The organism is Streptomyces endophyticus (assembly GCF_035798155.1).
Lineage (GTDB): Bacteria > Actinomycetota > Actinomycetes > Streptomycetales > Streptomycetaceae > Streptomyces > Streptomyces endophyticus.
In genome coordinates, this window is sequence record NZ_JAOZYC010000164.1 from 211,167 (window position 1) to 233,337 (window position 22,171).

Annotated in this window: 19 protein-coding genes; 8 read left to right on the forward strand and 11 right to left on the reverse strand. The window is 72.2% G+C overall.

Annotated elements, in window-relative coordinates:
* Nucleotides 1-23: 23 nt before the first annotated feature.
* Nucleotides 24-1,478, reverse strand: a complete 1,455-nt coding sequence (locus OKJ99_RS33810) for an aldehyde dehydrogenase family protein (protein ID WP_326021980.1) — start codon at nucleotides 1,476-1,478, stop codon at nucleotides 24-26.
* A 127-nt stretch (nucleotides 1,479-1,605) separates the two neighbouring features.
* On the opposite strand from OKJ99_RS33810, the gene OKJ99_RS33815 reads away from it, so the two are divergent.
* Nucleotides 1,606-3,327 carry a helix-turn-helix domain-containing protein gene (locus OKJ99_RS33815; RefSeq protein WP_326021982.1) on the forward strand — a complete coding sequence of 574 codons (1,722 nt, stop codon included), beginning with the start codon at nucleotides 1,606-1,608 and terminating at the stop codon, nucleotides 3,325-3,327.
* Here the strand turns inward: OKJ99_RS33815 and OKJ99_RS33820 are convergent.
* Nucleotides 3,245-4,669, reverse strand: coding sequence for an MFS transporter (locus OKJ99_RS33820; protein WP_326021983.1), 1,425 nt, complete (start codon nucleotides 4,667-4,669; stop codon nucleotides 3,245-3,247). The genes OKJ99_RS33815 and OKJ99_RS33820 overlap by 83 nt on opposite strands.
* Nucleotides 4,670-4,964: 295 nt before the next feature.
* Between OKJ99_RS33820 and OKJ99_RS33825 the strand changes: the two genes are divergently transcribed.
* The 6 genes from OKJ99_RS33825 (at nucleotide 4,965) to OKJ99_RS33850 (ending at nucleotide 11,803) form a co-directional block, all read left to right on the forward strand.
* Nucleotides 4,965-6,518: a hypothetical protein gene (locus tag OKJ99_RS33825; protein ID WP_326021985.1), complete on the forward strand. Its 1,554-nt coding sequence runs from the start codon at nucleotides 4,965-4,967 to the stop codon at nucleotides 6,516-6,518.
* A gap of 127 nt (nucleotides 6,519-6,645) precedes the next feature.
* Nucleotides 6,646-7,368: a TenA family transcriptional regulator gene (locus tag OKJ99_RS33830; protein WP_326021987.1), complete on the forward strand. Its 723-nt coding sequence runs from the start codon at nucleotides 6,646-6,648 to the stop codon at nucleotides 7,366-7,368.
* Between the two features lie 86 nt (nucleotides 7,369-7,454).
* Nucleotides 7,455-7,808: a Rieske (2Fe-2S) protein gene (locus tag OKJ99_RS33835; RefSeq protein ID WP_326021988.1), complete on the forward strand. Its 354-nt coding sequence runs from the start codon at nucleotides 7,455-7,457 to the stop codon at nucleotides 7,806-7,808.
* 5 nt (nucleotides 7,809-7,813) lie between these two features.
* Complete coding sequence (locus OKJ99_RS33840) at nucleotides 7,814-9,088, forward strand: NAD(P)/FAD-dependent oxidoreductase (protein WP_326021989.1); 1,275 nt, start codon at nucleotides 7,814-7,816, stop codon at nucleotides 9,086-9,088.
* Between the two features lie 6 nt (nucleotides 9,089-9,094).
* On the forward strand, nucleotides 9,095-9,415 hold the full coding sequence (locus OKJ99_RS33845; protein ID WP_326021990.1) for a Rieske (2Fe-2S) protein: 321 nt from the start codon (nucleotides 9,095-9,097) through the stop codon (nucleotides 9,413-9,415).
* A 201-nt stretch (nucleotides 9,416-9,616) separates the two neighbouring features.
* Nucleotides 9,617-11,803 carry a glycosyltransferase gene (locus OKJ99_RS33850; protein WP_326021992.1) on the forward strand — a complete coding sequence of 729 codons (2,187 nt, stop codon included), beginning with the start codon at nucleotides 9,617-9,619 and terminating at the stop codon, nucleotides 11,801-11,803.
* On the opposite strand, the gene OKJ99_RS33855 is transcribed toward OKJ99_RS33850, so the two are convergent.
* Complete coding sequence (locus tag OKJ99_RS33855) at nucleotides 11,760-12,947, reverse strand: MFS transporter (RefSeq protein ID WP_326021994.1); 1,188 nt, start codon at nucleotides 12,945-12,947, stop codon at nucleotides 11,760-11,762. The two genes, OKJ99_RS33850 and OKJ99_RS33855, sit on opposite strands and share 44 nt — an antisense overlap.
* A 54-nt stretch (nucleotides 12,948-13,001) precedes the next feature.
* On the opposite strand from OKJ99_RS33855, the gene OKJ99_RS33860 reads away from it, so the two are divergent.
* Nucleotides 13,002-13,862, forward strand: coding sequence for an AraC family transcriptional regulator (locus tag OKJ99_RS33860; RefSeq protein ID WP_326021995.1), 861 nt, complete (start codon nucleotides 13,002-13,004; stop codon nucleotides 13,860-13,862).
* Here the strand turns inward: OKJ99_RS33860 and mnhG are convergent.
* The 8 genes from mnhG to OKJ99_RS33900 form a co-directional block, all read right to left on the reverse strand.
* Nucleotides 13,802-14,149, reverse strand: a complete 348-nt coding sequence (gene mnhG / locus OKJ99_RS33865) for a monovalent cation/H(+) antiporter subunit G (protein ID WP_326021996.1) — start codon at nucleotides 14,147-14,149, stop codon at nucleotides 13,802-13,804. The two genes, OKJ99_RS33860 and mnhG, sit on opposite strands and share 61 nt — an antisense overlap.
* Complete coding sequence (locus tag OKJ99_RS33870) at nucleotides 14,146-14,508, reverse strand: monovalent cation/H+ antiporter complex subunit F (RefSeq protein WP_326021998.1); 363 nt, start codon at nucleotides 14,506-14,508, stop codon at nucleotides 14,146-14,148. The genes mnhG and OKJ99_RS33870 overlap by 4 nt, the downstream gene beginning before the upstream one ends.
* Entirely contained in the window at nucleotides 14,505-15,077 is a 573-nt protein-coding gene (locus tag OKJ99_RS33875) for a Na+/H+ antiporter subunit E (RefSeq protein WP_407700817.1), read from the reverse strand. The genes OKJ99_RS33870 and OKJ99_RS33875 overlap by 4 nt, the downstream gene beginning before the upstream one ends.
* The gene (locus OKJ99_RS33880) at nucleotides 15,074-16,666 is read right to left on the reverse strand and encodes a Na+/H+ antiporter subunit D (protein WP_326022000.1); all 1,593 of its coding nucleotides are present in this window, start codon (nucleotides 16,664-16,666) and stop codon (nucleotides 15,074-15,076) included. The genes OKJ99_RS33875 and OKJ99_RS33880 overlap by 4 nt, the downstream gene beginning before the upstream one ends.
* On the reverse strand, nucleotides 16,663-17,256 hold the full coding sequence (locus tag OKJ99_RS33885) for a Na(+)/H(+) antiporter subunit C (RefSeq protein ID WP_326022002.1): 594 nt from the start codon (nucleotides 17,254-17,256) through the stop codon (nucleotides 16,663-16,665). The genes OKJ99_RS33880 and OKJ99_RS33885 overlap by 4 nt, the downstream gene beginning before the upstream one ends.
* On the reverse strand, nucleotides 17,253-20,147 hold the full coding sequence (locus OKJ99_RS33890) for a Na+/H+ antiporter subunit A (RefSeq protein ID WP_326022003.1): 2,895 nt from the start codon (nucleotides 20,145-20,147) through the stop codon (nucleotides 17,253-17,255). The genes OKJ99_RS33885 and OKJ99_RS33890 overlap by 4 nt, the downstream gene beginning before the upstream one ends.
* A 92-nt stretch (nucleotides 20,148-20,239) precedes the next feature.
* Entirely contained in the window at nucleotides 20,240-21,481 is a 1,242-nt protein-coding gene (locus OKJ99_RS33895) for a cytochrome P450 family protein (protein ID WP_326022004.1), read from the reverse strand.
* A 92-nt stretch (nucleotides 21,482-21,573) separates the two neighbouring features.
* Nucleotides 21,574-22,171, reverse strand: a 598-nt coding sequence (locus tag OKJ99_RS33900; RefSeq protein ID WP_326022006.1) for an SDR family oxidoreductase, incomplete at its 5' end; no start/stop codon positions are given.

Sequence of the window (22,171 nt, forward strand, 5' to 3'; positions counted from 1 at the left end):
AGGGGCGTACGAGTACGTAGGGGTCAGCGGCCGGTGAGCGGGTCGCAGTAGACCGTCTTGGTGTCGGTCACGAAGTCGAGGGCGCCGCGGCCGCCCTCCGGGAACGCGCCGGAGCTGGAGGCGCCCCAGCCGCCGAAGGGGGGAGCGACGCCGTTGCCGGTGGTGCGCTGGTTGACCTTGACGATGCCGTGCCGCGCCGCGCGCACGAAGCGGGCCGTCGTGCCGAGGTCACGGGTGTGCACGGCGGTGACGAGGCGGTGGGCGTCGGCGTTGAGGGCGGCCAGGGCCTCGTCGGGACCGTCCACCGGTACGACGGACAGCAGCGGGCCGAAGACCTCCGCGGTGAGCACGGGGTGGTCGGCGGGGACGTCGGCGAGGAGGGTCGGCAGCAGCCAGTGGCCCGCCGGGTCCGCGCCGGGGATCAGGCCGCCATGCGCGACCGCCCGCGCCCCTGCCGCGAGCGCCGAGTCCAGGAGCCCGGCGACCCGGTCCCGCTGGGCCGCGGTGGCCGCGGGGCCCATCGCCGCGTCCGGGTCCTCGCCGGGCCCGACGGTGAGCCTGGCGGTGCGCTCCGCCAGGAGTTCGGTGAACTCGGCCGCCACGGAACGGTCCACCAGGACCCGGTCCGTCGCCGTGCACACCTGCCCCGTGAGGCCGAAGGCACCGGCCGCCACCTCGGTCGCCGCGTGTGCCAGCTCGGCATCGGCACACACCAACGCCGCGTTGTGCCCGCCGAGTTCGAACTGCGTACGGACACCGGGGCGCACGGTGCGGTGCAGCAGCGCGCCCGTCCGGTCCGAACCGGTGAAGCTGACGGCACGGACCTCCGGCGCACCGACGAGCGCCGCCATCGCCTCCGGATCGTCGCCCTGCACGACCCGCAGTGCCTCCTCGGGCACCCCGCCGCGATGGCAGGCCGCGGCAAGGCGGGCGCCGACGCCCGGTGTCACCGGCGACGGCTTGAAGACCACCGTGTTGCCCGCCGCGAGCGCCGGGGCGAGCTTGCGGGCCGCGAGCGACAGCGGGAAGTTCCACGGCGTGACGGCCACGACGACACCGAGCGGAACACGCAGCGTCCAGGCCGAGACACCCGCGGACTCGGCGGGGTACGTGGCGCCCTCGACCATGAACGCCAACTGCGCAGCGAGCCTGAACTGCTCGACGGTCTTGGCCACTTCGCCCCGCGCGGCGCCGAGCGTCTTGCCCTCTTCGGCGCAGATCAGCGCGGCGATCCCCGCGGCGTCCTCGGCGAGCGCCGCCGCCGCGCCGTGCAGCGCCTGCGCGCGCCGCCCGGCCGTCGCGTCGGCCCAGGAGGGGAAGGCGAGCCCGGCCGTGCGCACCGCTTCGGCGGCGTCGGCCGCGCTCGAAGCGGGTACCTCGGTGACCTGCCGGTGCGGGGCGGCCGGGTCGAAGGATGTCACCACCGCGGGTGGGCGGTGCTGGGAGGTGGTCTGGTGTGCAAGTAGCTTCTGAGTCAAGATGACCTCCACGTTCTCGTCGGCCCCGACCGCGTCATCGGCGTTTCCGCGTGCCCCCAGCATTCGTCGCGAAGGTGCCGGGCGGCTTCGTACATTCCGCACCTTCGCCGCAGGAGGATGTAGGCAGATGGCACACGACGTAGCGAACAAAAGGGAGTTGACGGTCGAAAGGCTCCTCGCCGAGCCCGCCGTCGGAGGGCGGCTCCTCGGCGGGAAGGCCGGCCTTCGGCACGCGGTGACCTGGTGTCTGCCGCTCGCCGAACTGCCGCCGGGTCCCGGGCCCGAGCGTCCCGCGGCGGGCGCGGACCTGGCCGGGATCGTGGTGTTCGCGTCGGTGGCCGAGCTGACCTGTACGCCCGACTGCCGGCGCTTGCTCGCCGGGCTCGCCGCACGCGGTGTCGCGGCCGTGCTGGCCCGCCCGCAGCCGCGCGCGGAACCGGACTTCGGGCCGCTGATGCGGGCGGCGGACGCCGCGGACCTGCCGCTGGTGCGGCTCGCTCCCGAGGCGACGTACCACCACATCGGACGCCTGGTGGCGACGAAGACGATCGCGGACAGCGCCCATGTGCTGGAGTACGGGGTGCGCGTGCACCGCACACTGGGGGAGGTGTTCGCGTCCGGTTCGGGGCTTCCCGCGCTCGCCCGGTCCATGGCCACGCTCGCCGGCGCCTCCGTGGTCATCATGGACGAGGCGGGCCAACTCCTGTCCCGTGCCGAGCGGGAGAGGGATGCCACGGACGCGCGGTGGCAGGAGCTCGCGGACACCGTGCACACGGCGCACACCAAGCAGGGGCCGCCCGCGGAATCGGCCCTGGGGCACGGCCATGCCACCGCCTGTGACCTCGATGTGGCCTGGGGTGAGGAGCGGGTGCACGTCGTCACCGCCCGGGTGCGGGTGGCGGGCGAGCCGTACGGGACGGTGGCCGTCGTCGAGCCCGGCGCGGTGTCCGCCGCGCACGACCTCGCCCAGCACCGGGTGATCGTCGAGCAGGGTGCGCCCCTCGTCGCCTCCGAGATCCTGCGGCAGCGCTCGGTCGTCGAGGCGGAGGAACGCTCGCGCGACGACTTCCTCGACACCCTCGTGCACGGCCGCTTCACCGACGCGCACGAACTGGAGGCCAGGTCACGGCATTACCGCTTCGACACGGACGCGGAGCACGCGGTGTTCGTCGCCTCGGTGCCGTACGCGGGTCCGGTCAGGGCGCAGTCCCTGCCGCGTGCGGTGGGTGCGTTGCGTGGTGGTACCGGCTTCACGATGGCGGCGTTGATGGGTCAACTGCTCGTCGTGGTGGCCGAGTTCGGGCCCGACGCGGGCAAGGAGACGCAGGCGCGGTTCGGGCGGCAGCTCCAGCGGCTCGTCTCCGAGCGGATGTCGAGTGGTGTGCAGGTGGCGTACGGACGGGCCGCGCTCGGGGCGGCCGGTGTCGCGGCGAGCTACCGGGAGGCGCGGATCGCGCTTGAGCTGTCGGGGCGGGTGCGTGTGTCGGAGGTGTGCGGCTACGACGAGTTGCAGGTGTTCGCGGCGGTCGAGGCGGCGGCGAGCTCGGCGCAGGGCCGGGAGTTCGCCCACGAGGTGCTCGAACCGCTGCGCCGCGCGGACGGCCAGACCGGGAACCTGGAGGAGGTGGTGCTCGCCTACATAGCCGAGTCCGGCAACCTCAACGCGGCGGCCCGCCGCCTCCAACTGCACCGCAACACCATGCTGTACAAGCTGGAGCGTGCCTCACGGGCCCTCGGCATGGACGTACGCGTGTCGGAGACGCAGTTCACGGTGTGGCTCGCCCATCGGATCGAGACCTTGAACGACTCGCTGCGGGTGCTGCAGGCGGAGTTGACGCCGCCGGCGTAGCCACGCTCGCGCGCGTGCCCGTGTCCCGTCCGAGCGAAGCCACCACGACCCCGACCGCCGAGAGCCCCGCACACACCCCGAACACCCTGACCAGGCCCGCTGGTTGGGTCCCGAGCAGCGCCACGGACGCCGCCCCCAGGGACGTCGCGCCGAAGCGGACCAGGCTGAACAGGCCGAGCCCCGCCCCCGTGCGCCCGGCCTCCGAACGCGAGGCGCCCGTGGCCGCCGGGGTCTGGACGAACGCGATGCCCGCCCCGGTCAGTACGAGCGCCGCCACCACCGGCCAGGCGCCCAGGCCCACCCCGGTCCCGACCGCGAGCAGCACCGCCCCCGCGAACAGCACCGCAAGACCCCACCGCATGACACCCCGGCCGCCGAACCGCTCCGTGCACCGCCCGGCCACGGGCGCCAGCGACGCCATCGCCAGGGGCAGCGCCAGGACGGCCAGGCCGGTACGGGACTGCGACATGCCCTGCGTTCCGACGAGGTACGCGGGGGTGGCGAGCAGTACCGCGCCGAGGACGAACATCTGCGCCGCCGCCGCGAACGACGAGCGCACATAGCGGAGTTCGGCCAGCTGGCGGGGGTGCAGGAAGGGAGTGGGCCGCCTGCGCTCGACCAGCAGGAAGGCCACCAGTGCGAGCGCACCGGCAGTCGCCGCACCCCAGACGACGGGCGCACCGGCCCCCTGCGAGGGCAGCGCCGAGGCCGCGACGAGCAGCAGCCCGGCCCCGCAGGTCAGCGTCAGCGCACCGGCCCCGTCCAGACGCGGCCGCGTACGCGAGCGGTCGTCGCGGGGGAGCAGCAGCCACCCGCCGGCCACGACGAGGACGGACAGCGGCACGATCTGCCAGAACACCGCACGCCAGCCCAGGAGTTCGGAGAGCAGGCCACCGGTGGTCGGGCCGAGCGCCTGCCCCGCGCCGTTGGCGGCCGCCCACAACGACAGTGCCCTGCCGCGCCGTTCCTCGCCGAGGACCTGCACGACGAGGACCATCACCACCGGCAGCACGGGCGCCGCGGACAGGCCCTGAAGCATGCGGAAGGCCACGAGCAGCGGCAGGTTGGGGGCGAGCGCCGCGCCCGCCGCGCCGAGGATCATCGACGCCATCGAGGCGCACAGTACCCGCCGGTGCCCGAACCGGTCGCCGAGCCACCCGGACAGCGGCATCAGCGCCGCGAGGGTCACCGGGAACGCGGTCGCCACCAGCACACCCCGGCCGAGCGGTGCGTGCAGATCGGCCAGGATCGCCGTCATGGGGACGTTGACCACCGTGTTCGCCATCGTCGTGGTCAACGTCGCGGTGAGCAGGGGAAGCAGACCAAGGCGGGTGGCGAGCATGCCCGCAGTATGCACCGGGCCACCCGCCGCGAGCCACGTGCACACTGCCCTCGAAGTCGGCGCGCGGCAGGGCACTTCGCACCATCACGGCCGCCCGCAACTCCCTTGTCCCCGGCCCGAAATCCACGGGAAACGGGACGTGTCACGGGTCCGCACACTGCACAAATAATGTCGCCGACAATGTGCATCGTCCCCCTGTGGCCTGGCCGCCGGGGTCGTCAGCATGCCCGTCAACCACCCGACAACCAACGGACTTCGGCCCCGCAGCGCCGGGCGCCGGGTAGGGAGTGCGGACGTGGAACTCACTGCTGCGCACTGGACGTATCTCGCGGGAGTAGTAGTCATCATCGGCGTGATGATCGCGCGCCGGAACATCGTGGTCCCGGCCGTCCTCGCCACCTTCCTGACGGCCTGGGCCTACAGCGGCGACCTCGTCAAGGGACTCGCCTCGATCTTCACCGCGAGCCTGACGGCCGCCGGTGAACTCTTCTCGATCTTCCTCATCATCGCCATCATCACCGCGCTGCTCGGCGGCCTGCGCGCGATGGGCGCCGAACAGCGCATGGTGCGCCCGTTCCGCGGGCTCATGCGGGGCGGCCGGGCCGCGTTCCTGACGATCGCCGCCGCCACCTACTTCATCAGTCTCTTCTTCTGGCCGACGCCCGCCGTGCCCCTCATCGGCGCGATCCTGCTGCCCGCCGCGATCCGGGCCGGGCTCCCCGCGATGACCGCGGGCGCGGTGATGGCCGTCGCGGGGCAGGGCATGGCGCTCTCCAGCGACTACGTCATCCAGGTCGCGCCGGGACTCTCCGCGAAGGCCGCCGGGGTGGGCACCGGCGCGGTCGCGGACCGGGCGATGGTGCTCTCCCTGATCACCGGCGCGGTGGCGCTGACCTACCTCTACCTGCGCGGGCGGCGCTCCTTCGGAGTGGCAGGTGACGAGCACGAACTGCGTTGGCTGGCGCAGGAGAACGGGCTCGACGCGGGCGCCGAGGTACAGCTCGGCGGCTCGCCCGGGGCGCGCGGCATCGGGAAGGGGGCGGCCGCCGCGGCCGCGACCCGCGCGGCGACCGGCCCGGACACCGCCACGCAGGTGCTCGAACCCTCCCCGGAGGTGGCCGCGGCGCCGCCGAAGCCCGAACCGGTGCGCCGCTCCCGCCTGTTCGCCGTGCTCGTCCCGCTCACCTTCGCCGCCATCGTCGGCTACATGCTCCTCGGCAAGTTCACCGACGTGGTCGGCGATGTGCAGGGCGACGAGGCGGCCGGGCTCGTCGGCGGGGTCGCGATGCTGCTGCTGTTCGCGGCGGTCTTCAGCATCGACGGCAGCCACGGACTGACCACCGCCGCCTCCCACGTCGTGGACGGCCTGGTGTTCGCCTTCAAGGCGATGGGTGTCGTCGTGCCCATCGCGGGCTTCTTCTTCCTCGGGAACGCCGAGTTCGTCTCGCGGATCACGGGTGTGCACGACGCCAAGCCCCCGGCGCTCCTCTTCGACCTGGTGGCCTCCGTCGACCAGCACATCCCCGACAACGGCTTCATGCTCTCCTTCGCCATCCTGATCATCGGCATGATCACGGGTCTGGAGGGCTCCGGCTTCGCGGGCCTGCCGCTGACCGGATCGCTCGCCGGCGCGCTCGGCCCGGCCGCCCACACCGACCCGGCGACGCTCGCCGCCGTCGGCCAGATGGGCTCGGTGTGGACCGGCGGTGGCACCCTCATCGCCTGGTCCTCGCTGCTAGCCGTCGCAGGTGTGGCACGGGTGCCCGTGCAGGACCTCGTACGGCACTGCTTCCTGCCCGTGATCGCGGGACTCGCGGCGGCGACGGCACTGGCCACGGTGCTGTTCTGACGCGCGCGACGGGAGGTGGGGCACTGTGCACAGAGATCGCCGCGGGGCCTGTGCACAAACACCATCCACCCCTCAACTCGACCCCTCTACTTTGGAGTTACCCGGACAGCGGAAAGGACGCCGCAACATGACCGAGCTTCTCTCCAGGGACGAATTCCGTAGCGCTCTCGAAGGCGCCATCAAGGGCCGTGAGGCCAAGAACGCCTCCTTCAGCAGGGCATGGGCGGACGGCGAACTCAAGCGGGAGCATTTCGCGCGCTGGGCCGAGAACCACTATCACTACGTCGGCCCGTTCGCCGACTACCTCGGCTACATCTACGGAAACACCCCGGACGAATTCACCGGCGCCAAGGACTTCACCCTCCAGAACATGTACGAGGAGGAGATCGCGGACATCCGCCACACCGACCTCCTCATCCGCTTCGCCGAAGCCTGCGGCACCACGCGCGAGCGCGTCGAGGACCCGTCCAACATGAACGCGGTCACCCGCGGGCTCCAGTCCTGGTGCTACGCCGTGGCGATGCGCGAGCACTTCGTCGTCGCCACCGCCGCGCTCGTCGTCGGCCTCGAATCGCAGGTCCCCAGCATCTACAAGAAGCAGATCATTCCGCTGCGCGGTTCCTACGGATTCACCGAGGACGAGATCGAGTTCTTCGAACTCCACATCACCTCCGATGTCGTGCACGGAGAACGCGGCTACCAGATCGTGCTCGACCACGCCGACACCCCGCAATTGCAGCAGCGCTGCCTCCAATTCGTGCGCTGGGGCGCCGAGATGCGCTTCGCGTACACGAAGTCGCTGTACGACACGTATGTCAGCCCGGACCTGGAGCAGACAGCGGCCGCGTAACGGAAGGCCGAAAGGGGGCGGCGGGCGCCGCCCCCTTTCGTAGCCGCACCCCACAGACCTGGACCGAAAGAACAGGGAGGGAGCCCATGTCCGACTGGGTGGACGTCGCCGAATTCGCCGATCTCACCAGGCGCCGCAAGAAACTCGTGACCGTCGGTGACACCCGTATCGCCCTCTTCCACGACGCCGGCGAGGTCTACGCGTTCGCCGACGCGTGCGTGCACAAGGGCAAGGCGCTGTCCCGAGGCACCGTCCTCAACGGCCGCCTCATCTGTCCCGGCCACCAGTGGGCCTTCGACCTGCGCACCGGGCGGGCGGACGACCGGGACGAGTGCCAGCCCGGGTATCCGGTGCGGGTGGAGGCGGGCCGGGTCCTGGTGTACGCCGCGAACTCAGCGTCCCTCACCGCCGCCGCGGCGGCCCTGCCCGTACAGGAGTGAGCCCCATGCCCGAGCAGCCCGAGAACCCCCGCAGCGTCGCCGTGGTCGGCGCGGGCCAGGCCGCGGCGGTCGCCGCCCGCACCCTGCGCCGCCGCGGCTTCACCGGAACCGTCACGCTGATCGGCGACGAACCGTACGCCCCCTACCAGCGCCCGCCGCTCAGCAAGGAACTCCTCGACGGCTCGCAGCGGCCCGAGGACGCGGAGCTGCTCTCCGAGGACTGGTGCCGCGACAACGACATCGTGCTCCGCCTCGGCGCCGAGGCCCGCCGCATCGACACCACGGCCCGCGCGGTGGAACTCGCCGACGGCACCCGCGTCCCCGCCGACCGCGTGCTCCTGGCGACGGGGGCCCGCGCCCGGAGGCTGCCGGGCGTCCCCGAGGGCGACGAGCGGATCGTGCACCTGCGGGGCATGGCCGACGCGCTGCGCCTGCGCGCGCTGCTTCGCCCCGGCGGGCGCGTGGTGATCGTCGGCGCCGGCTTCGTCGGCTCGGAGGTCGCCTCCACGGCGCTCGCCCGGGGTGTCACCCCCGTCGTCCTCGAACAGGCACAGGTGCCGCTGGCGGGTGTGCTCGGCCCGCGACTCGGCTCGTTCTGCGCGGATGTGCAGCGCACGAGCGGGGTCGAGCTGCACACCGGCGATACGGTGGCCACGGTGCGTACGACACCGGACGCGGTCGTGGTCACCACACGGAGCGGGTTGGAAGTGGCGGGCGACGCCGTGGTCGTCGCGGTCGGCGCGCTCCCCAACACCGAGGTGGCCGACGCCTCGGGGCTGTCCGTGTCCAACGGCGTCCTCGTCGACGAACACTGCCGCACCAGCGTGCCCGGCGTGTACGCGGCCGGCGACGTCGCCAACCACAAGCACCCCCTCTACGACCGGTGGGTGCGCGTCGAGCACTTCGACAACGCCAACAAGCAGGCGATGGCCGCGGCGAAGAACATCCTCGGTCGGAGCGTCGTGTACGACGACCCGCACTGGTTCTGGTCCGACCAGTTCGGCCTCAATCTCCAGCACTGCGGAGACCCGCACGGCTGGGACCGGCTGGTGGTCCGCGGCTCGCTCGACGAGCGCGACTTCATCGCCTTTTACCTGGCCGACGGCGTCCTACGGGCGGCCTTCGCCGCGGAGCGCGGCGGCGACGTGTACACGGCGAAGGAGCTCATCGCCCGGGGCGCGCGCCCCGATCCCGGTCTCCTCGCCGACGAGGACACGGACCTGACGGAACTCATGGAGCTCGCGGAGCCGGTCGCCGACGCGGCAAGGACAAAGGGGTAACCGACGGTGGAGACGGAACTCGAATACGTGAAGGTGGCCCGCTCCGGGCAGGTCCCGGAAGGCGTCGTACGCCGCTTCTTCGTCGGCGACCTCGAACTCGCGGTGTCCCGCTTCGAAGGCGACGTCCACGTCAGTGCCAACTACTGCACCCACCTCGCCTGCCACCTGTCCGCGGGCAAGGTCACCGAGGACGGGCTGCTCTGCTCCTGCCACGGCAGCGTCTTCGACTTCGCCACGGGTGAGCCGCTGTCGCCGCCCGCGGTGAAACCGATCAAGGTCTACCCGGCCCGGGAGGAGAACGGAGAGATCCTCGTGGGAGGTCTCTGACCGAAGCGACCACGCTCGGTGAGCGGATGATCCGTCAGACACCGCTGTCCATATGGTGGACGCCCAACTGCCCGTCACCAGCCGGGACTTGACGCGCGACACAACGCCCGATGTCGCATTTGTTCGTATTTGGCCATTTAATGTGATCGGGGTGGTCAACCCGCGCGTCAGTCTCAGCACCACAGAACGGGCGTTCCACGGATGAAAATCAGCTTTCTGCTCTTCAACGCCTACGGAATAGGCGGCACCATCCGCTCCACGATGAACCTCGCGGGCGCGCTCGCCGAGGCGGGCCACGAAGTGGAGATCGCATCGGTCGTGCGATCCAGGGAACACCCCGCATTGAAACCGGCACCCGGAGTGAGGATTCATCCGCTCGTCGAGGCGCGACGCGACTCCGCGGCCTTCGACCCGGAACACGATCCGGCGGCCCACCCCTCGCGGCTCTACCTCCGCGCCGACGGCCCCTACGACCACTCCAGCACCCTCACCGACAGACGCATCGTCGAGTGGCTGGGCAGCACCGACGCCGACGTGATCGTGGGAACACGGCCCGGCATCAACGTGCTGCTCGCCGAGTACGGCCCCCGCGGCGCGCTGCGCATCGGACAGGAACACCTGACGCACAGCATGCACAAGCCGGTCATCCAGTCGGCCCAGGACCAGGCGATCGCCGACCTCGACGCCTTCACCACCGTCTCCTACGCCGACGCCGAGTGCTATCGCGACGCCCTGCCCGGAATCGACACCGAGATCCGCTGCATACCCAACGGGGTCCCCACACCGGATGTCGCCGCGTCGACCGGACGCAACAAAGTGGTCGTGGCGGCGGGCCGGCTCATACCCGTGAAGAACTACTCCCTGCTCATCGAGGCCTTCGGGCACGTCGTGGCCGAGCGCCCCGACTGGTCCCTGCGCCTCTACGGCCGGGGCCGCCTCGCGGGACGCCTGCGCGAGCAGATCATGACGGCGGGGCTGAGCAATCATGTGCGGCTCATGGGGGCTATCGCGTCCATCGAGCCGGAGTGGGCGAAGGGAGCCATCGCGGCGGTCTCGTCGAACGCCGAGTCCTTCGGCATGACCCTCGTCGAGGCCATGCACGCGGGCCTGCCCGTGGTCTCCACCGACTGCCCCTACGGGCCCGGCGAGATCATCGACGACGGACGCGACGGGTTCCTGGTGCAGCCCGGCGACCCGAAGGCGTTCGCCGCCGCGCTGCTCGACCTGATCGAGGACGACGAGCGGCGCCACGCGATGGCGCAGGCGGCGCGGGCGAAGGCGCTGACCTTCACTCCGCACACGGCGGCCGAACGGTTCCTTGCCCTGGTGTCGGAGCTGGGCGGCCCCGGCGCCCCCGACCCGGTGTCGACACCGGGACGCATGCGCCGCCCGGTACGCGGCGCGGTGCGCGAGCGCGTCGGCACCGTCGCACGCCCCGTCCTGCGCGCGTCCCTGCGCAGCCCCGTCCTCGCCCCCGCCGTCCGCGCCCTGATGCCCCGGCGCGCCAAGCGCCTCACCCGCGTCCCCGGCTTCCACCCCGTAGCCCGCACGAGGGTCACGACCGACGGGGACATCGTGGTGGACGTCACCGGCGTACCCACACCACAGGCCGCGCTGCTCCTGCGGCGCGGCGACGACACACTGCGCGTCCCGCTCCACCCGGAGCCGGCATCCCTGCGCGCCCGCATCGGCCGTGACCATGTGCTGGGCGAAGGGGAGTGGACCGTGTACGTGGAGCGCCCGGCCGACGGCGTACGTCGCCGGGCCGACTCCCTGACGGTGGAGACCGCGGAACTGGTGGGCCGCACACCGCAGGTCGTCGGGGACCAGGTGACCTCCCGCATCCCCCGCACCACGGGCTCGGGACATCTCGCCGTACGGACCTGGGCCCGCCCCGCACACCTCGAAATCGGCGCCGTGGACACGGGCGGGACCGCCCTCATCGCGGAGGGCCGGTCCGTGGGGCGGCCGCTGGGCGACGACACCGTGGTGGTGGCATCGCGGCGCGGCGAGGACACCGTCTTCGAGTCGGCGGAGGTCGTGGTCTCCGGCGACCAGGTGTGGCTCTCCCTGCCGCACGCCGGCTTCGCCGAGCGGTGCCGGGCCGCAGGCGAGGACCGCGAGCTCTGGGACCTGTACCTGGTCGACCGCGGCGCCCGGATCCCGGTCGGCCGCATCGGCGGCGACGTGGCCCAGCGCAAGGGAACCGACCCGGTGCCCCCGGCCTTCCACGAGGGGCCCGCGGGACAACAGGTGCGGATCGGCCCCTACTTCACCGCGAACAACAGCCTGGCGGTGGCGGTCCGCGAGGTGACACCGTCGGAGCCGCGGCGCGACACCGTGGTCAACGCGCAGGACTCGATGAGGAGTGTGACCGTGGGCGGCTGACGGGCACCGGCCCCGTCGGCTCCGGCAGTGTCCGGAACAGCAGCCAGCTCAGCAGCGGCATGAGGACGAGCGGAGTCAGGGCGGTACGCAGCGACGTCTGGTCGGCGACGGTGCCGATGAGGGGGCTCGCCAGGCCGCCGATGCTCACCGTGAGGCCGAGGGTGATGCCGCTCGCCGTGCCCACACGCGAGGGCAAGTAGTCCTGCCCGAGCGTGACTTGCAGCGAGAACGGTACGTACAGCCCGGCCGAGGTGAGCGCGAGGAAGCCGTAGAGCGCCGGTCCTGGCACCCACACCACGCCCGCCACCGACGCCGCCGTCAGCAGGTACGACCAGCGCGAGACGGCGACCCGGTCCCAGCGGCCCGCCAACGCGCCGCCCAGGACGCTGCCGACCGCGCCGCCCACGTAGAGCACGAACAGGGCCACGGTGCCCGCCACCTTGCTGCCGCCCATGCGCTGCGTCGCGTACAGGGAGACGAAGGTGCTCAGGCCCGTGAACACGATGGAGCGGCACACCACCGCGAACGACAGGCGGACGAACGCCGGCACGTCGTCCCTGGCGGGCGCCGCCACGGTGGCGGACGACGCGTTCCCGCGGCGCCCCAGCGCGCGCAGCACCGGCAGGCAGATCGCGGCGCCGGCCGCCGCGGGCAGCGCCAGCAGGGGAGTGAACCGCAGTCCGCCGGTGGCGACCGCGGCGGCGACCAGGAGCGGGGCCAGCGCGAAACCGACATTGCCGCCGAGCGAGAACCAGGCCATCGCGCTGTGACTGCCGCCGCTCGCGAGCCGGGCCACCCGCGCCGACTCCGGGTGGTAGGCGGCCACACCGATCCCGGACACCGCGACGACGGCGAGGGTCACCGCGTACGAATCGCTCACCCCGCTCAGTGCGATGCCCACGCCCGCGAGCAGCGTGCTGAGCGGCAGCAGCCACGGCATCGCCCGGCGGTCGGTGAGCAGGCCGAAGACCGGCTGCGCCACCGACGACAGCAGCGAGGCCGCGAGCACGATGCCGGACACGGCGGCGTAGCTGTAGGCGCGTTCGGCGACGAAGTACGGCACGAGCGAGGCGACGGCGCCCTGGTAGACGTCCACGCACGCGTGCCCGACGGAGAGCAGAGGAATGGAGGTGTTCTTTCGCACCCGGTCATCGTCGCGACCGGGCCCGCTGTCCCGCTTCCGATAACCTGCCAGACAATGCCGAAGAACCGCCACGCCGCGCGACACACCAACCATCACACCAACCGTCACACCGTCCGGCACACCCCGGTGGCCCCCACCCGCACCAGGTACCTGGCGCACGGCGCCGAGATCGACGCCCACCGGCACGACGACCACCAGATCGCCTACGCGGGCCGGGGCGTCGTCGCCGTCACCACCGACGCCGGGTCCTGGGTCGCACCGGGCACCCGCGCCCTGTGGGTGCCCGCCGACACCGTGCACGCCCACCAGGCCCACGGCGACGTCGAACTGCACTTCGTGGGGCTGCCCGCGACCGAGAATCCGCTCGGCCTTGACACCCCGGCCGTGCTCGCCGTCGGCCCGCTGCTGCGCGAGCTGATCATCGAGTACGCGCGCACCGGATCCTCCGACACCACCGACGCCGGAAGCCCCGAACGGGCGCGCCTGCGGGCGGTGTTGCTCGACCAGCTGAAGCTGTCACCTCAGCAGCCGCTGCACCTGCCGACACCGACCGCACCGCTGCTGCGCGCCGTGTGCGACATCCTGCACGCGGATCCGGCCGACCCCCGCACCCTGGCCGGGCTCGGCCGGGAGGTCGGGGCGAGCGACCGCACGCTGTCCCGGCTCTTCCGCGGCGACCTCGGCATGACGTTCCCGCAGTGGCGCACCCAACTGCGCCTGCACCACGCGCTGATCCTGCTCGCCGACCGCACACCGGTGACGACCGTGGCGAACCTGTGCGGCTGGTCGTCGACGAGTGCGTTCATCGATGTGTTCCGGCGCGCGTTCGGGCACACGCCGGGCAGCCACCCGGATCAGGACCGGTCCCGCGCCGACGCCAGCTCGTCCCGCAGCAGCGCGACCTCGCCGACCTGACCCGTGCGATACGCGGCCCGCGCCACCAGGTGGGCCGCGACCGCGCTGGTCAGGAGCTGGAAGAAGGCGACCAGGGCGAGCGTGCCCAGGTCGACGCCCGAGCGCAGGCGCAGGGCGACGCCCGCCACGATCAGCAGCATGCCGAGGGTCTGCGGATTGGTCGCGGCGTGGCTGCGGGTCAGCACATCGGGCAGCCGGAGCATGCCGATGACACCGGTCAGGCAGACCGCCGCCCCGGCGAACAGCAGGATGGATCCGGCGAGGTCGGTGACGTCGTGCCAGTTCACGGGCGCTCCTTGGAGCCTTGGTCCTTCATGAGGTCCTTCTTGAAGTCCTTCTTGAGGGAGATGACGCCGGACCTCGGCCGGATCCCCGGCCGGTCGCGCGCCGCGATGAAGCGGGCGATGGCCACCGAACTCGTGAAGCCGAGGAAGGCGATCACCAGCATGATCGACAGGTAGTAACTGGTGCGCGTGATGGCGGCGTTGACCCCGATCCCGGCGATGATGAGCACCGCCGCGATGTCGACGGACACGGCCCGGTCCAGCATCGAGGGCCCGCGCCAGATCCGCACCAGGAGCAGCGCGCCGGCCAGGACGATCAGCACCAGCGCGCCGTTGAGCAGGATGTCGTTGGCCAGCTTCATGCGTCGGGCGTCCTTCCGTCCGGCCGGGTGGGCTCCGTGAGCCGGGCGATCTCCGCGCGCGTGCCGAAGGCCCGTACGACGAGGGTCTCCAGTCGCCGCACATCGGCGCGGGCCCGGTCCACCGCCCGTGGGTCGTCGGCGTGCGAGACGTGCAGGTACAGGGTGGCGGTGGAGCCGTTGACCTCGACGAGCGCGCCGCCGGGGACGCTGGACACGGCGACGGAGGTCGCCGCGATCATCAGATCGGTGCGGCAGCGCAGCGGGACCGCGATCACGGCCGCGGGGCCCGGATTGCCGCGCAGCGTCTGCCAGGTCACGGTGGCCGTGGACGACGTCATGTCGTACAGGAGATAGCCGGCGAGCCGGACGATGCCGATCGGGCGCAGACGCAGGTCGAGTTCGACGGCGGGCAGCGGGAAGACCAGACACAGCACGACCGCGACCACCACGCCGCTGATGACGTTGCCCCAGCTCAGGCCGGTCCACAGCAGCGTCCAGATCACCGTGAGCCAGGCGATCAGCGGCAGGTCCATCCGGCGCCAACGGGCCCGGGGGCTTGAGGAGTTCACTGGTTGAGCACCGCCTCCACGTAGGGCGTGCGGGAGAGGAGTTCGGCGGCCGAGCGGTCGGCCAGGCCGGTGAGGGGGGTGGCCAGCAGGGTGTAGGAGAGGCCGAGGACGACCGCGGCGGCCGTCGCCGCGGTCATGGCGCGGGGGACGCGCATCGTGGTGCGTACGCACACGGCGGTCGCCACCGAGACGCCGCCACCGCTCTCGTCCGGGGCGGAGTCCGGATCGTCGGTCTCCTCCAACACATCGTCCTCGGACGGAGGTTGGGCGGGGGCGGCCCGCCAGAACACCAGGTTCCACACCTTCGCCATCACGTACAGCGTCAGCAGGCTGGTCACGGCGGCCGCGGCGAGCAGTGTGTAGGACCACACACCACCGGCCGCCGCGCCCGCCCGCATCAGGCCCAGCTTTCCGAGGAACCCGGACAGCGGCGGGATCCCGGCGAGGTTCATGGCGGGCACGAACCAGAGGGCGGCGAGCAGCGGGGCCGAGCGCAACGTGCCGCCCAGGCGCGTCAACTCCGTTGTGCCGTAGCGTTTTTCGAGCAGGCCAGCCGCCAGGAACAGCGTCGTCTGCACGGTGATGTGGTGTGCCGTGTAGACGATGGCGCCGCCGATGCCGCCCCGGGTGCCGAGCGCGAGCCCGTACAGCATGAAGCCGATGTGGCTGACGAGGGTGAAGGACAGCAGGCGTTTGAGGTCCGTCTGGGCCACCGCGCCGAGGATGCCGATGATCATCGAGGCGAACGCCACCGCCATCAGTACGCCGGAGAGCCGGTTGCCCGGGAAGAACAGCGTGTCCGCGCGGATCATCGAGTACACGCCGACCTTGGTGAGCAGCCCGGCGAACACGGCCGTCACCGGCGCGGGGGCCGTCGGGTACGAGTCGGGCAGCCAGGCCGCGACGGGGAACGCCGCCGCCTTCACCCCGAACACCGTGAGCAGCAGCACCTCCGCCAACGTGCTCACCCCTTGCGGGAGTTCGGGCATGCGCTGGGCGAGCTGCGCGAAGTTCACGGTGCCCGTCGCCGCGTAGGTCACGGCGATCCCGCACAGGAACACCAGGGACGAGACGAGGGAGACGACGACATACGTCGATCCGGCCCGCACCCGCGGCTCCGTGGCGCCCACCGTGAGCAGCACGAAGCTGGCCATCAGCATGATCTCGAAGCCGACGTAGAGGTTCACGAGGTCGCCCGCGAGGAACGTGAGTGACACCCCGGCGACCAGCACCAGGTACGCCGGGTGGAACACGGCGATCGGCGCCCGCTCCTCGCGGTCGGCCATGCCCTGGCTCATCGCGTAGATCAGGACGATGAAGGTGACGGCGCCGGACACCAGGAGCATCAGCGCGGCGAGCCGGTCGGCGACCAGCGTCACGCCGAGCGGCGGCCCGAAGTCGCCGAGGTGCACCACGAGCGGGCCCGTGCGGTCGGCCTCGACGAGCAGGATGACATCGACCGCGACGACCGCCGCGAGCACCCCGACGGTGATCAGCCGGTGCAGCCAGCGCAGCCTCGGTCCGATGAACAGGGTCAGTCCGCACACTACGAGGGGCAGCACGACGGGCAGCGGGACGAGGGAGTTCACCGGGTCTCCTCCGGGCGGGTCTCGGTGGGCTCGGCCGGGTCGGCGGCTGATGCGTCGGGCGGGTCCGCGCCGAGGACGTCGTCCCACAGGTCGCCGTCCGCGTCCCGGGCACGGGCCTGGTAGGCACGGTTGGCGCGCAGCCTGCGGCGCTGCTCGCGCCGCTCGTCGCGCCAGGCGCTCGGCCCCTCGCCGCGATGGATCTCGCGCAGCTCGGCCCGCTCGGCGGAGATCTCCGCGCGCAGCACCACCCGCCGGTCCGCGACGTCGTCCGGCACGAAGTCCGAACCGGTCAACTGGCTGCTGCGGTACGCCATCGCGAGCACGAACGCCGTGGTGGCGAGGGTGATGACGACGGCGGTGAGGATGATGGCCTGCGGCAGCGGATCGGTGACCTTGGCCGCCTCGACGCCCGGGTACAACAGCGGCGGGAATCCGGCCGCCCCCGTCGAGGCGAGGACGAAGAGATTGACGCCGTTGCCGCACACGATGATGCCGACGAGGACCCGGGTGAGGCTGCGGGTGTGGATGAGGATTCCGCCCGCGCTGGTCAGCACGACCGCGCAGACCAGCAGGGTGAGACTGACGGTCACGAGTTCTGCGCCTCCCCAGCGAGCGCGAGACTCGCCCTGTACTCGGTCTGCTGGTCGATCTTCGAGCCGAGCGCCCGTACGACGTCCAGGACCACCCCGAGGACCAGCAGATACACCCCGAGGTCGAAGAGGACGGCGGTGCTCGCGTGCCAGTCGCCGATCAGCGGCAGGTGTCCGTGCCAGGTCCAGCCGTGCAGCACCGTGCCGTCGGCGAGCCCGACGAGCGCGACCGTCGTCGACAGGGTCAGGCCGAGCCCCGTGAAGAAGCCCGGGTGGACCGGCGCCGCCACCGCCAACTCGTGCCGCCCGCCCGCCAGATAACGGATCGTCAGCGCGACCCCGGCGACGAGACCGCCGACGAAGCCGCCGCCCGGCAGGTTCTCCGCGCACAGCAGCAGATACACCGACAGCATCAGGATCGGATGGAAGACGAGCCGGGCCACCACCTCGAAGACGACCGAGCGGTGCTCGGGCGCGAGCGTGTCACCGGCCACCAGCCAGCTGCGTTCGGGCGCGCCCTGCTGGTACTTGTCGGGCACCTTCAGCCGCGACGTCGCCAGTGACCACGCGGTCACCCCGCCCGGAAGCCGGGGCGGCGGCGCGGTCGCCCGCCCCTGGCGGCGGTGTACGTACAGCAGGCTCGTCACACCGAGGACGGCGACGGCGAGGACGGCCGACTCGCCCATGGTGTCCCAGGCCCGGAAGTCCACGAGGATCGTCGCGACGACGTCCTTGAGGCCGTGGTGCGCGGTCTCCTTGATGAGCGCGGCGCCCGCCGGCTCCGCCGTGCGCGCGCCCGTCGCCAGCCACACCGCGCACGCCACCGCCACGCTGCTGCCGAGCGCGAGCAGCATGCTCACACCCCAGCGCCAGGTCCGCTGCGTGTCACCGAAGAACACCGGAAGGCGCCGCAGGACGAGGACGAGCACCACGGTCGACACCGTCTCCACGCCGAACTGGGTGAGCGCCAGGTCGGGCGCGCCCTGCACGACGTACAGCAGCGCGGTGCCGTACCCGGTCAGGCCCGCGAGCACCGCCGCCTTCATGCGGCGCTGCACCACCAGGCACATCAGCGCGCACGCACAGGTCAGCGCACCCACGCCCGCCTGCATCGGGTGGTCCCACAGGCGCGGCGCGGGCGTGCCGTGCCAGGGCCGGTCGGTGGCGAGGACCGCGAGCAGCCCGACGAACATGACACCCAGGACCGTCGCCACGTACGAGGGCAGCGAGCCCTTCTGCACGGCGCCCGTGATCTGGAGCGCGGACCGTTCGAGGCCGAGCACGGTCCGGCCGAACACCTCGTCCGCCTTCGGCCAGGCGAACCGCCGCCCGAGCCGCACCACCGGCTCCCGCGCCAGGAACAGCGCCGCGCCGCCCGCCCACGCGAGCACCGACAGGCCGAGCGCCGCCCCGAATCCGTGCCACAGCGCCAGGTGGTAGGGGTGCGCGGGGACCGGGTACTGCAGCGCGTACTGCTCGAAGAGGTGCGCCGTCCAGTCGATGCCCGGTCCGAGCAGCAGACCGGCGAGGGCAAGCAGCGCGGGCTGCGCGAGGAAGGCGGCGCCGACGCGGTGCACGGGCGTGTCGGGGACTCCGGGCTTGCGCGCGAACGCGCCCCACAGGAAGCGCAGGGTGTACGCGGTGGTGAGCGCGGAGCCGACGACGACGAACGCCAGCACCCAGCGTTCACCCGCGCTCCCGTGCAGCAGCGCGTCGAACGCCGCCTCCTTCGCCGCGAACCCGAGCAGCGGCGGCAGCGCGGCCATCGACGCGCCCGCGAGGACGGCGGTGCCGGCCACCCAGGGGAGCCGCCGCCCCACCCCCGACAGGCGCCGCAGATCGCGGGTGCCGCTCGCGTGGTCGACGATCCCCGTCACCAGGAACAGCGGCGCCTTGAACAGCGCGTGCCCGAGGAGCATCGCGATGGCGGCGAGGGCGGCGTCGTACGAACCGGCGCCCGCGAGCACGATCAGAAAGCCGAGCTGGCTGACGGTCCCGTAGGCGAGCACCAGCTTGAGGTCGTTGAGCCGCAGCGCGCGCCACCCGCCGAGCAGCATCGTCACCGCGCCCAGGGTCAGCAGCACGGCACGCCACGGTGCGACATCGGAGAAGGCGGGGGCGAACCGCGCCACCAGGTAGACGCCCGCCTTCACCATCGCGGCGGCGTGCAGATAGGCGCTGACCGGGGTGGGCGCCGCCATCGCGTTCGGCAGCCACATGCTCAGCGGCCAGATCGCCGACTTGGCGAGCGCCCCGCACAGGATCAGGACGAGCGCGGCCGACAGCGTGCCGCTCGCGGCGGGCGGCGACGCCAGGATGTGCGAGATCCGGTACGTGCCCGCCAGGTGACCGAGCATCAGGAAGCCGACGAACATCGCGAGCCCGCCGACCGAGGTCACCGTCAGCGCCTGGAGCGCGCAGCGGCGGCTGGCGCGCTTCTCGCTGTCGTAGCCGATGAGCAGGAAGGACAGGACGGTGGTGAGTTCCCAGAACAGGTAGAGCGTCATGAGGTCGTCGGCCAGGACGAGCCCGAGCATCGCGCCCGCGAACGCGAGGAGGTTGCCGCCGAACGAGCCCAACTGCCGGGAGCCGCCGTCGAAGTAGCGCACGCAGTACAGCAGCACCAGCGCCCCGATGCCGGCGGCGAGCAGCACCATGACGAGGGACAGCGCGTCGAGCCGGAACGCGATCTCGACGTCGTAGTCCCTGATCCACCACCAGGCCTCTTCGCTCGCCCCGCCGTCGCTCACCTCACCCCAGCGGGACAGTGCCAAGCCGAGGGCGGCGGCGGGCGGGAGCGCGAGCAGCACGAACCCGCGTGGCCCCACCCGGCGGATCAGTGGGGCAGCGCAGAGCGCGACGACGAAGTGTGCGAGGACCAGTGCGGTCATACACGATACATATCGGGTGAAAAGGCGCGTCCCGGGTGGGGCGCGCCGGGCGGGGCCCACCCGGTCCGCACTGATCGCGGCGCCTCACACCGTCAGCGCGGAACGTCCCCGTCCGGCTTCAGGCGTACGGGGAGGAACGTGTGCCCGTTGCTGATCAGCGTCGGGTACGGCGCCAGCTCCGCCACGGGCACGGCGAGCTCCATGTCGGGGAAGCGCTCGAACAGCAGGCGCAGGGCGGTCTCGACCTCCAGGCGGGCGAGCGGGGCGCCGAGGCAGAAGTGCACCCCGTGGCCGAACGCGAGGTGCTCCTTGGAGGGGCGGGTGGCGTCGAATTCGTCGGCGGTGTCGCCGTGCAGGGAGGGGTGGCGGTTGGCGGCGGCGTACGAGGCGAGGATCGCGTCACCGGTCCGGATCACCGGGCCGTCCGGGAGCGGGATGTCCTGGAGGGCGTAGCGCAGCGGGAGGTGCTTGACCGCGGGCTCGTGGCGCAGGGTCTCCTCGACGATGTCGTGCCAGGTGCAGCGGCCGGTCCGGACATGGGCGAGCTGCGCCGGGTCAGCGAGCAGCGAGGTGACGGCCTGGTCGATGACGTTGACGGTCGTCTCGTAGCCGGCGCTGATCATCAGCAGCAGCGTGTCGCGCAGTTCGCTGTCGGACAGGGCGTCGCCGTCGCCCTCCTCGTCGCGGGTGGCGATGAGCAGCGACGTCATGTCGTCCTCCGGCCGGGCCCGCTTGGACTCGATCAGTTCGCTCAGGAGGTCGTAGACGGCGGCCGTGTTCTTGGCGGCCTCGTCGGCGGAGAGCGTGGTGGCGAAGATCCGGTCCACCAGCGTGCGGAACTGGGCGTGCTGCTCCTCGGGCACGCCCATCAGACGGCTGACCACGGCGATCGGCAGCGGGTACGCCAGGCGCTCGCGCAGGTCGACCACCGCACCGGCGGGGAGGGCGTCCAGCGGGTCGAGGATGCCGGTGACGAGCGCTTCGATGTCGGCCTGTAACGCCGTGACGCGGCGGGCCGAGAAGGCGGGGGCGATCATGCGGCGCAGCCGGCGGTGATCGCTGCCGTAGGCGGTGAACATGTTGTCCACGGCCACCCACAGCGCCAGTGGCCAGGTGGCGAGCGCGTCGTCGAATCCCGGCCAGTGGGCGCGTGCGTTCTTGGAGATGTGCGGGCTGGTCAGGAGCTGCTTGAGGAGGCCGGGATCGGATACGGACCAGGCGGTCACCCCGAGGATGTCGACGCGGGTGGCGGGGCCGCGGGCGCGCAGGGCGCGGTGTTCGGCGTGGTGGTCGGATGCGGTGGGGTCGAGGACGAGCACCGGGTCGTCGGCCATGGGGGGCTCCTTACGTGGGGGAGGGTTCGCCCCCGAGCCTCCCGCCGGGGTGCCGCCGCGTCCAGGGTGTGTTCTCGGCCATGCGCAGCGGATCAAGAAGCGTCCCGGCGGGGAGCCGCCGAGCGCGTCGCCGCCACCACCCCGCCGTCCACCAGGAGGTCGGTGCCGGTGATGAAGGAGGCTGCCGGGGAGAGCAGGAAGGCCGTCGCCTCCGCGATGTCGTTCGGGGTGCCGGCGCGGCCAGTGCCCGAGCGCTCGATCATCGCGCGCATCTGGGAGCCGGACTCACCGGCCAGCTCGGCGCGGCCCATCCGGGTGGAGATGACGCCAGGGCTGACGGAGTTGACCCGGGCGCCGCGCTCGCCCCACGCGAGCGAAGCGGCCTGGACGCGCAGGTGGTTGGCGCGCTTGGCGAGGGCGTAGGCGGCGCCGGGGTCCGACAGGGCGTCCGGCCGCAGGAACGGCAGGCCGAGGAGCTCGTCGGCCGCAGCGGAGCGCAGTGCGGTCTCGACGTCGGGCGGCAGCGGAGCCATGTGCCCGGCCATGGACGCGATCACCACGCCCGCGCCGCCCTCCGCGACCACCGTGCCGAACTCCTCCAGGACTAGGGCGCTTCTGATGGCTCTTGGACGGTGTCGCGGAGCCAGATGACGACTGCCGCGACGGCCAGGGTGCCGTTGAAGATGTAGT

Coding starts and splice junctions, on each gene's coding strand:
- OKJ99_RS33815 (WP_326021982.1), top strand. CDS start 1,606: ATGGCACACGACGTAGCGAACAAAAGGGAGTTGACGGTCGAAAGGCTC.
- OKJ99_RS33820 (WP_326021983.1), bottom strand. CDS start 4,669: ATGCTCGCCACCCGCCTTGGTCTGCTTCCCCTGCTCACCGCGACGTTG.
- OKJ99_RS33830 (WP_326021987.1), top strand. CDS start 6,646: ATGACCGAGCTTCTCTCCAGGGACGAATTCCGTAGCGCTCTCGAAGGC.
- OKJ99_RS33835 (WP_326021988.1), top strand. CDS start 7,455: ATGTCCGACTGGGTGGACGTCGCCGAATTCGCCGATCTCACCAGGCGC.
- OKJ99_RS33840 (WP_326021989.1), top strand. CDS start 7,814: ATGCCCGAGCAGCCCGAGAACCCCCGCAGCGTCGCCGTGGTCGGCGCG.
- OKJ99_RS33850 (WP_326021992.1), top strand. CDS start 9,617: ATGAAAATCAGCTTTCTGCTCTTCAACGCCTACGGAATAGGCGGCACC.
- OKJ99_RS33860 (WP_326021995.1), top strand. CDS start 13,002: ATGCCGAAGAACCGCCACGCCGCGCGACACACCAACCATCACACCAAC.
- OKJ99_RS33870 (WP_326021998.1), bottom strand. CDS start 14,508: ATGAAGCTGGCCAACGACATCCTGCTCAACGGCGCGCTGGTGCTGATC.
- OKJ99_RS33890 (WP_326022003.1), bottom strand. CDS start 20,147: ATGACCGCACTGGTCCTCGCACACTTCGTCGTCGCGCTCTGCGCTGCC.
- OKJ99_RS33895 (WP_326022004.1), bottom strand. CDS start 21,481: ATGGCCGACGACCCGGTGCTCGTCCTCGACCCCACCGCATCCGACCAC.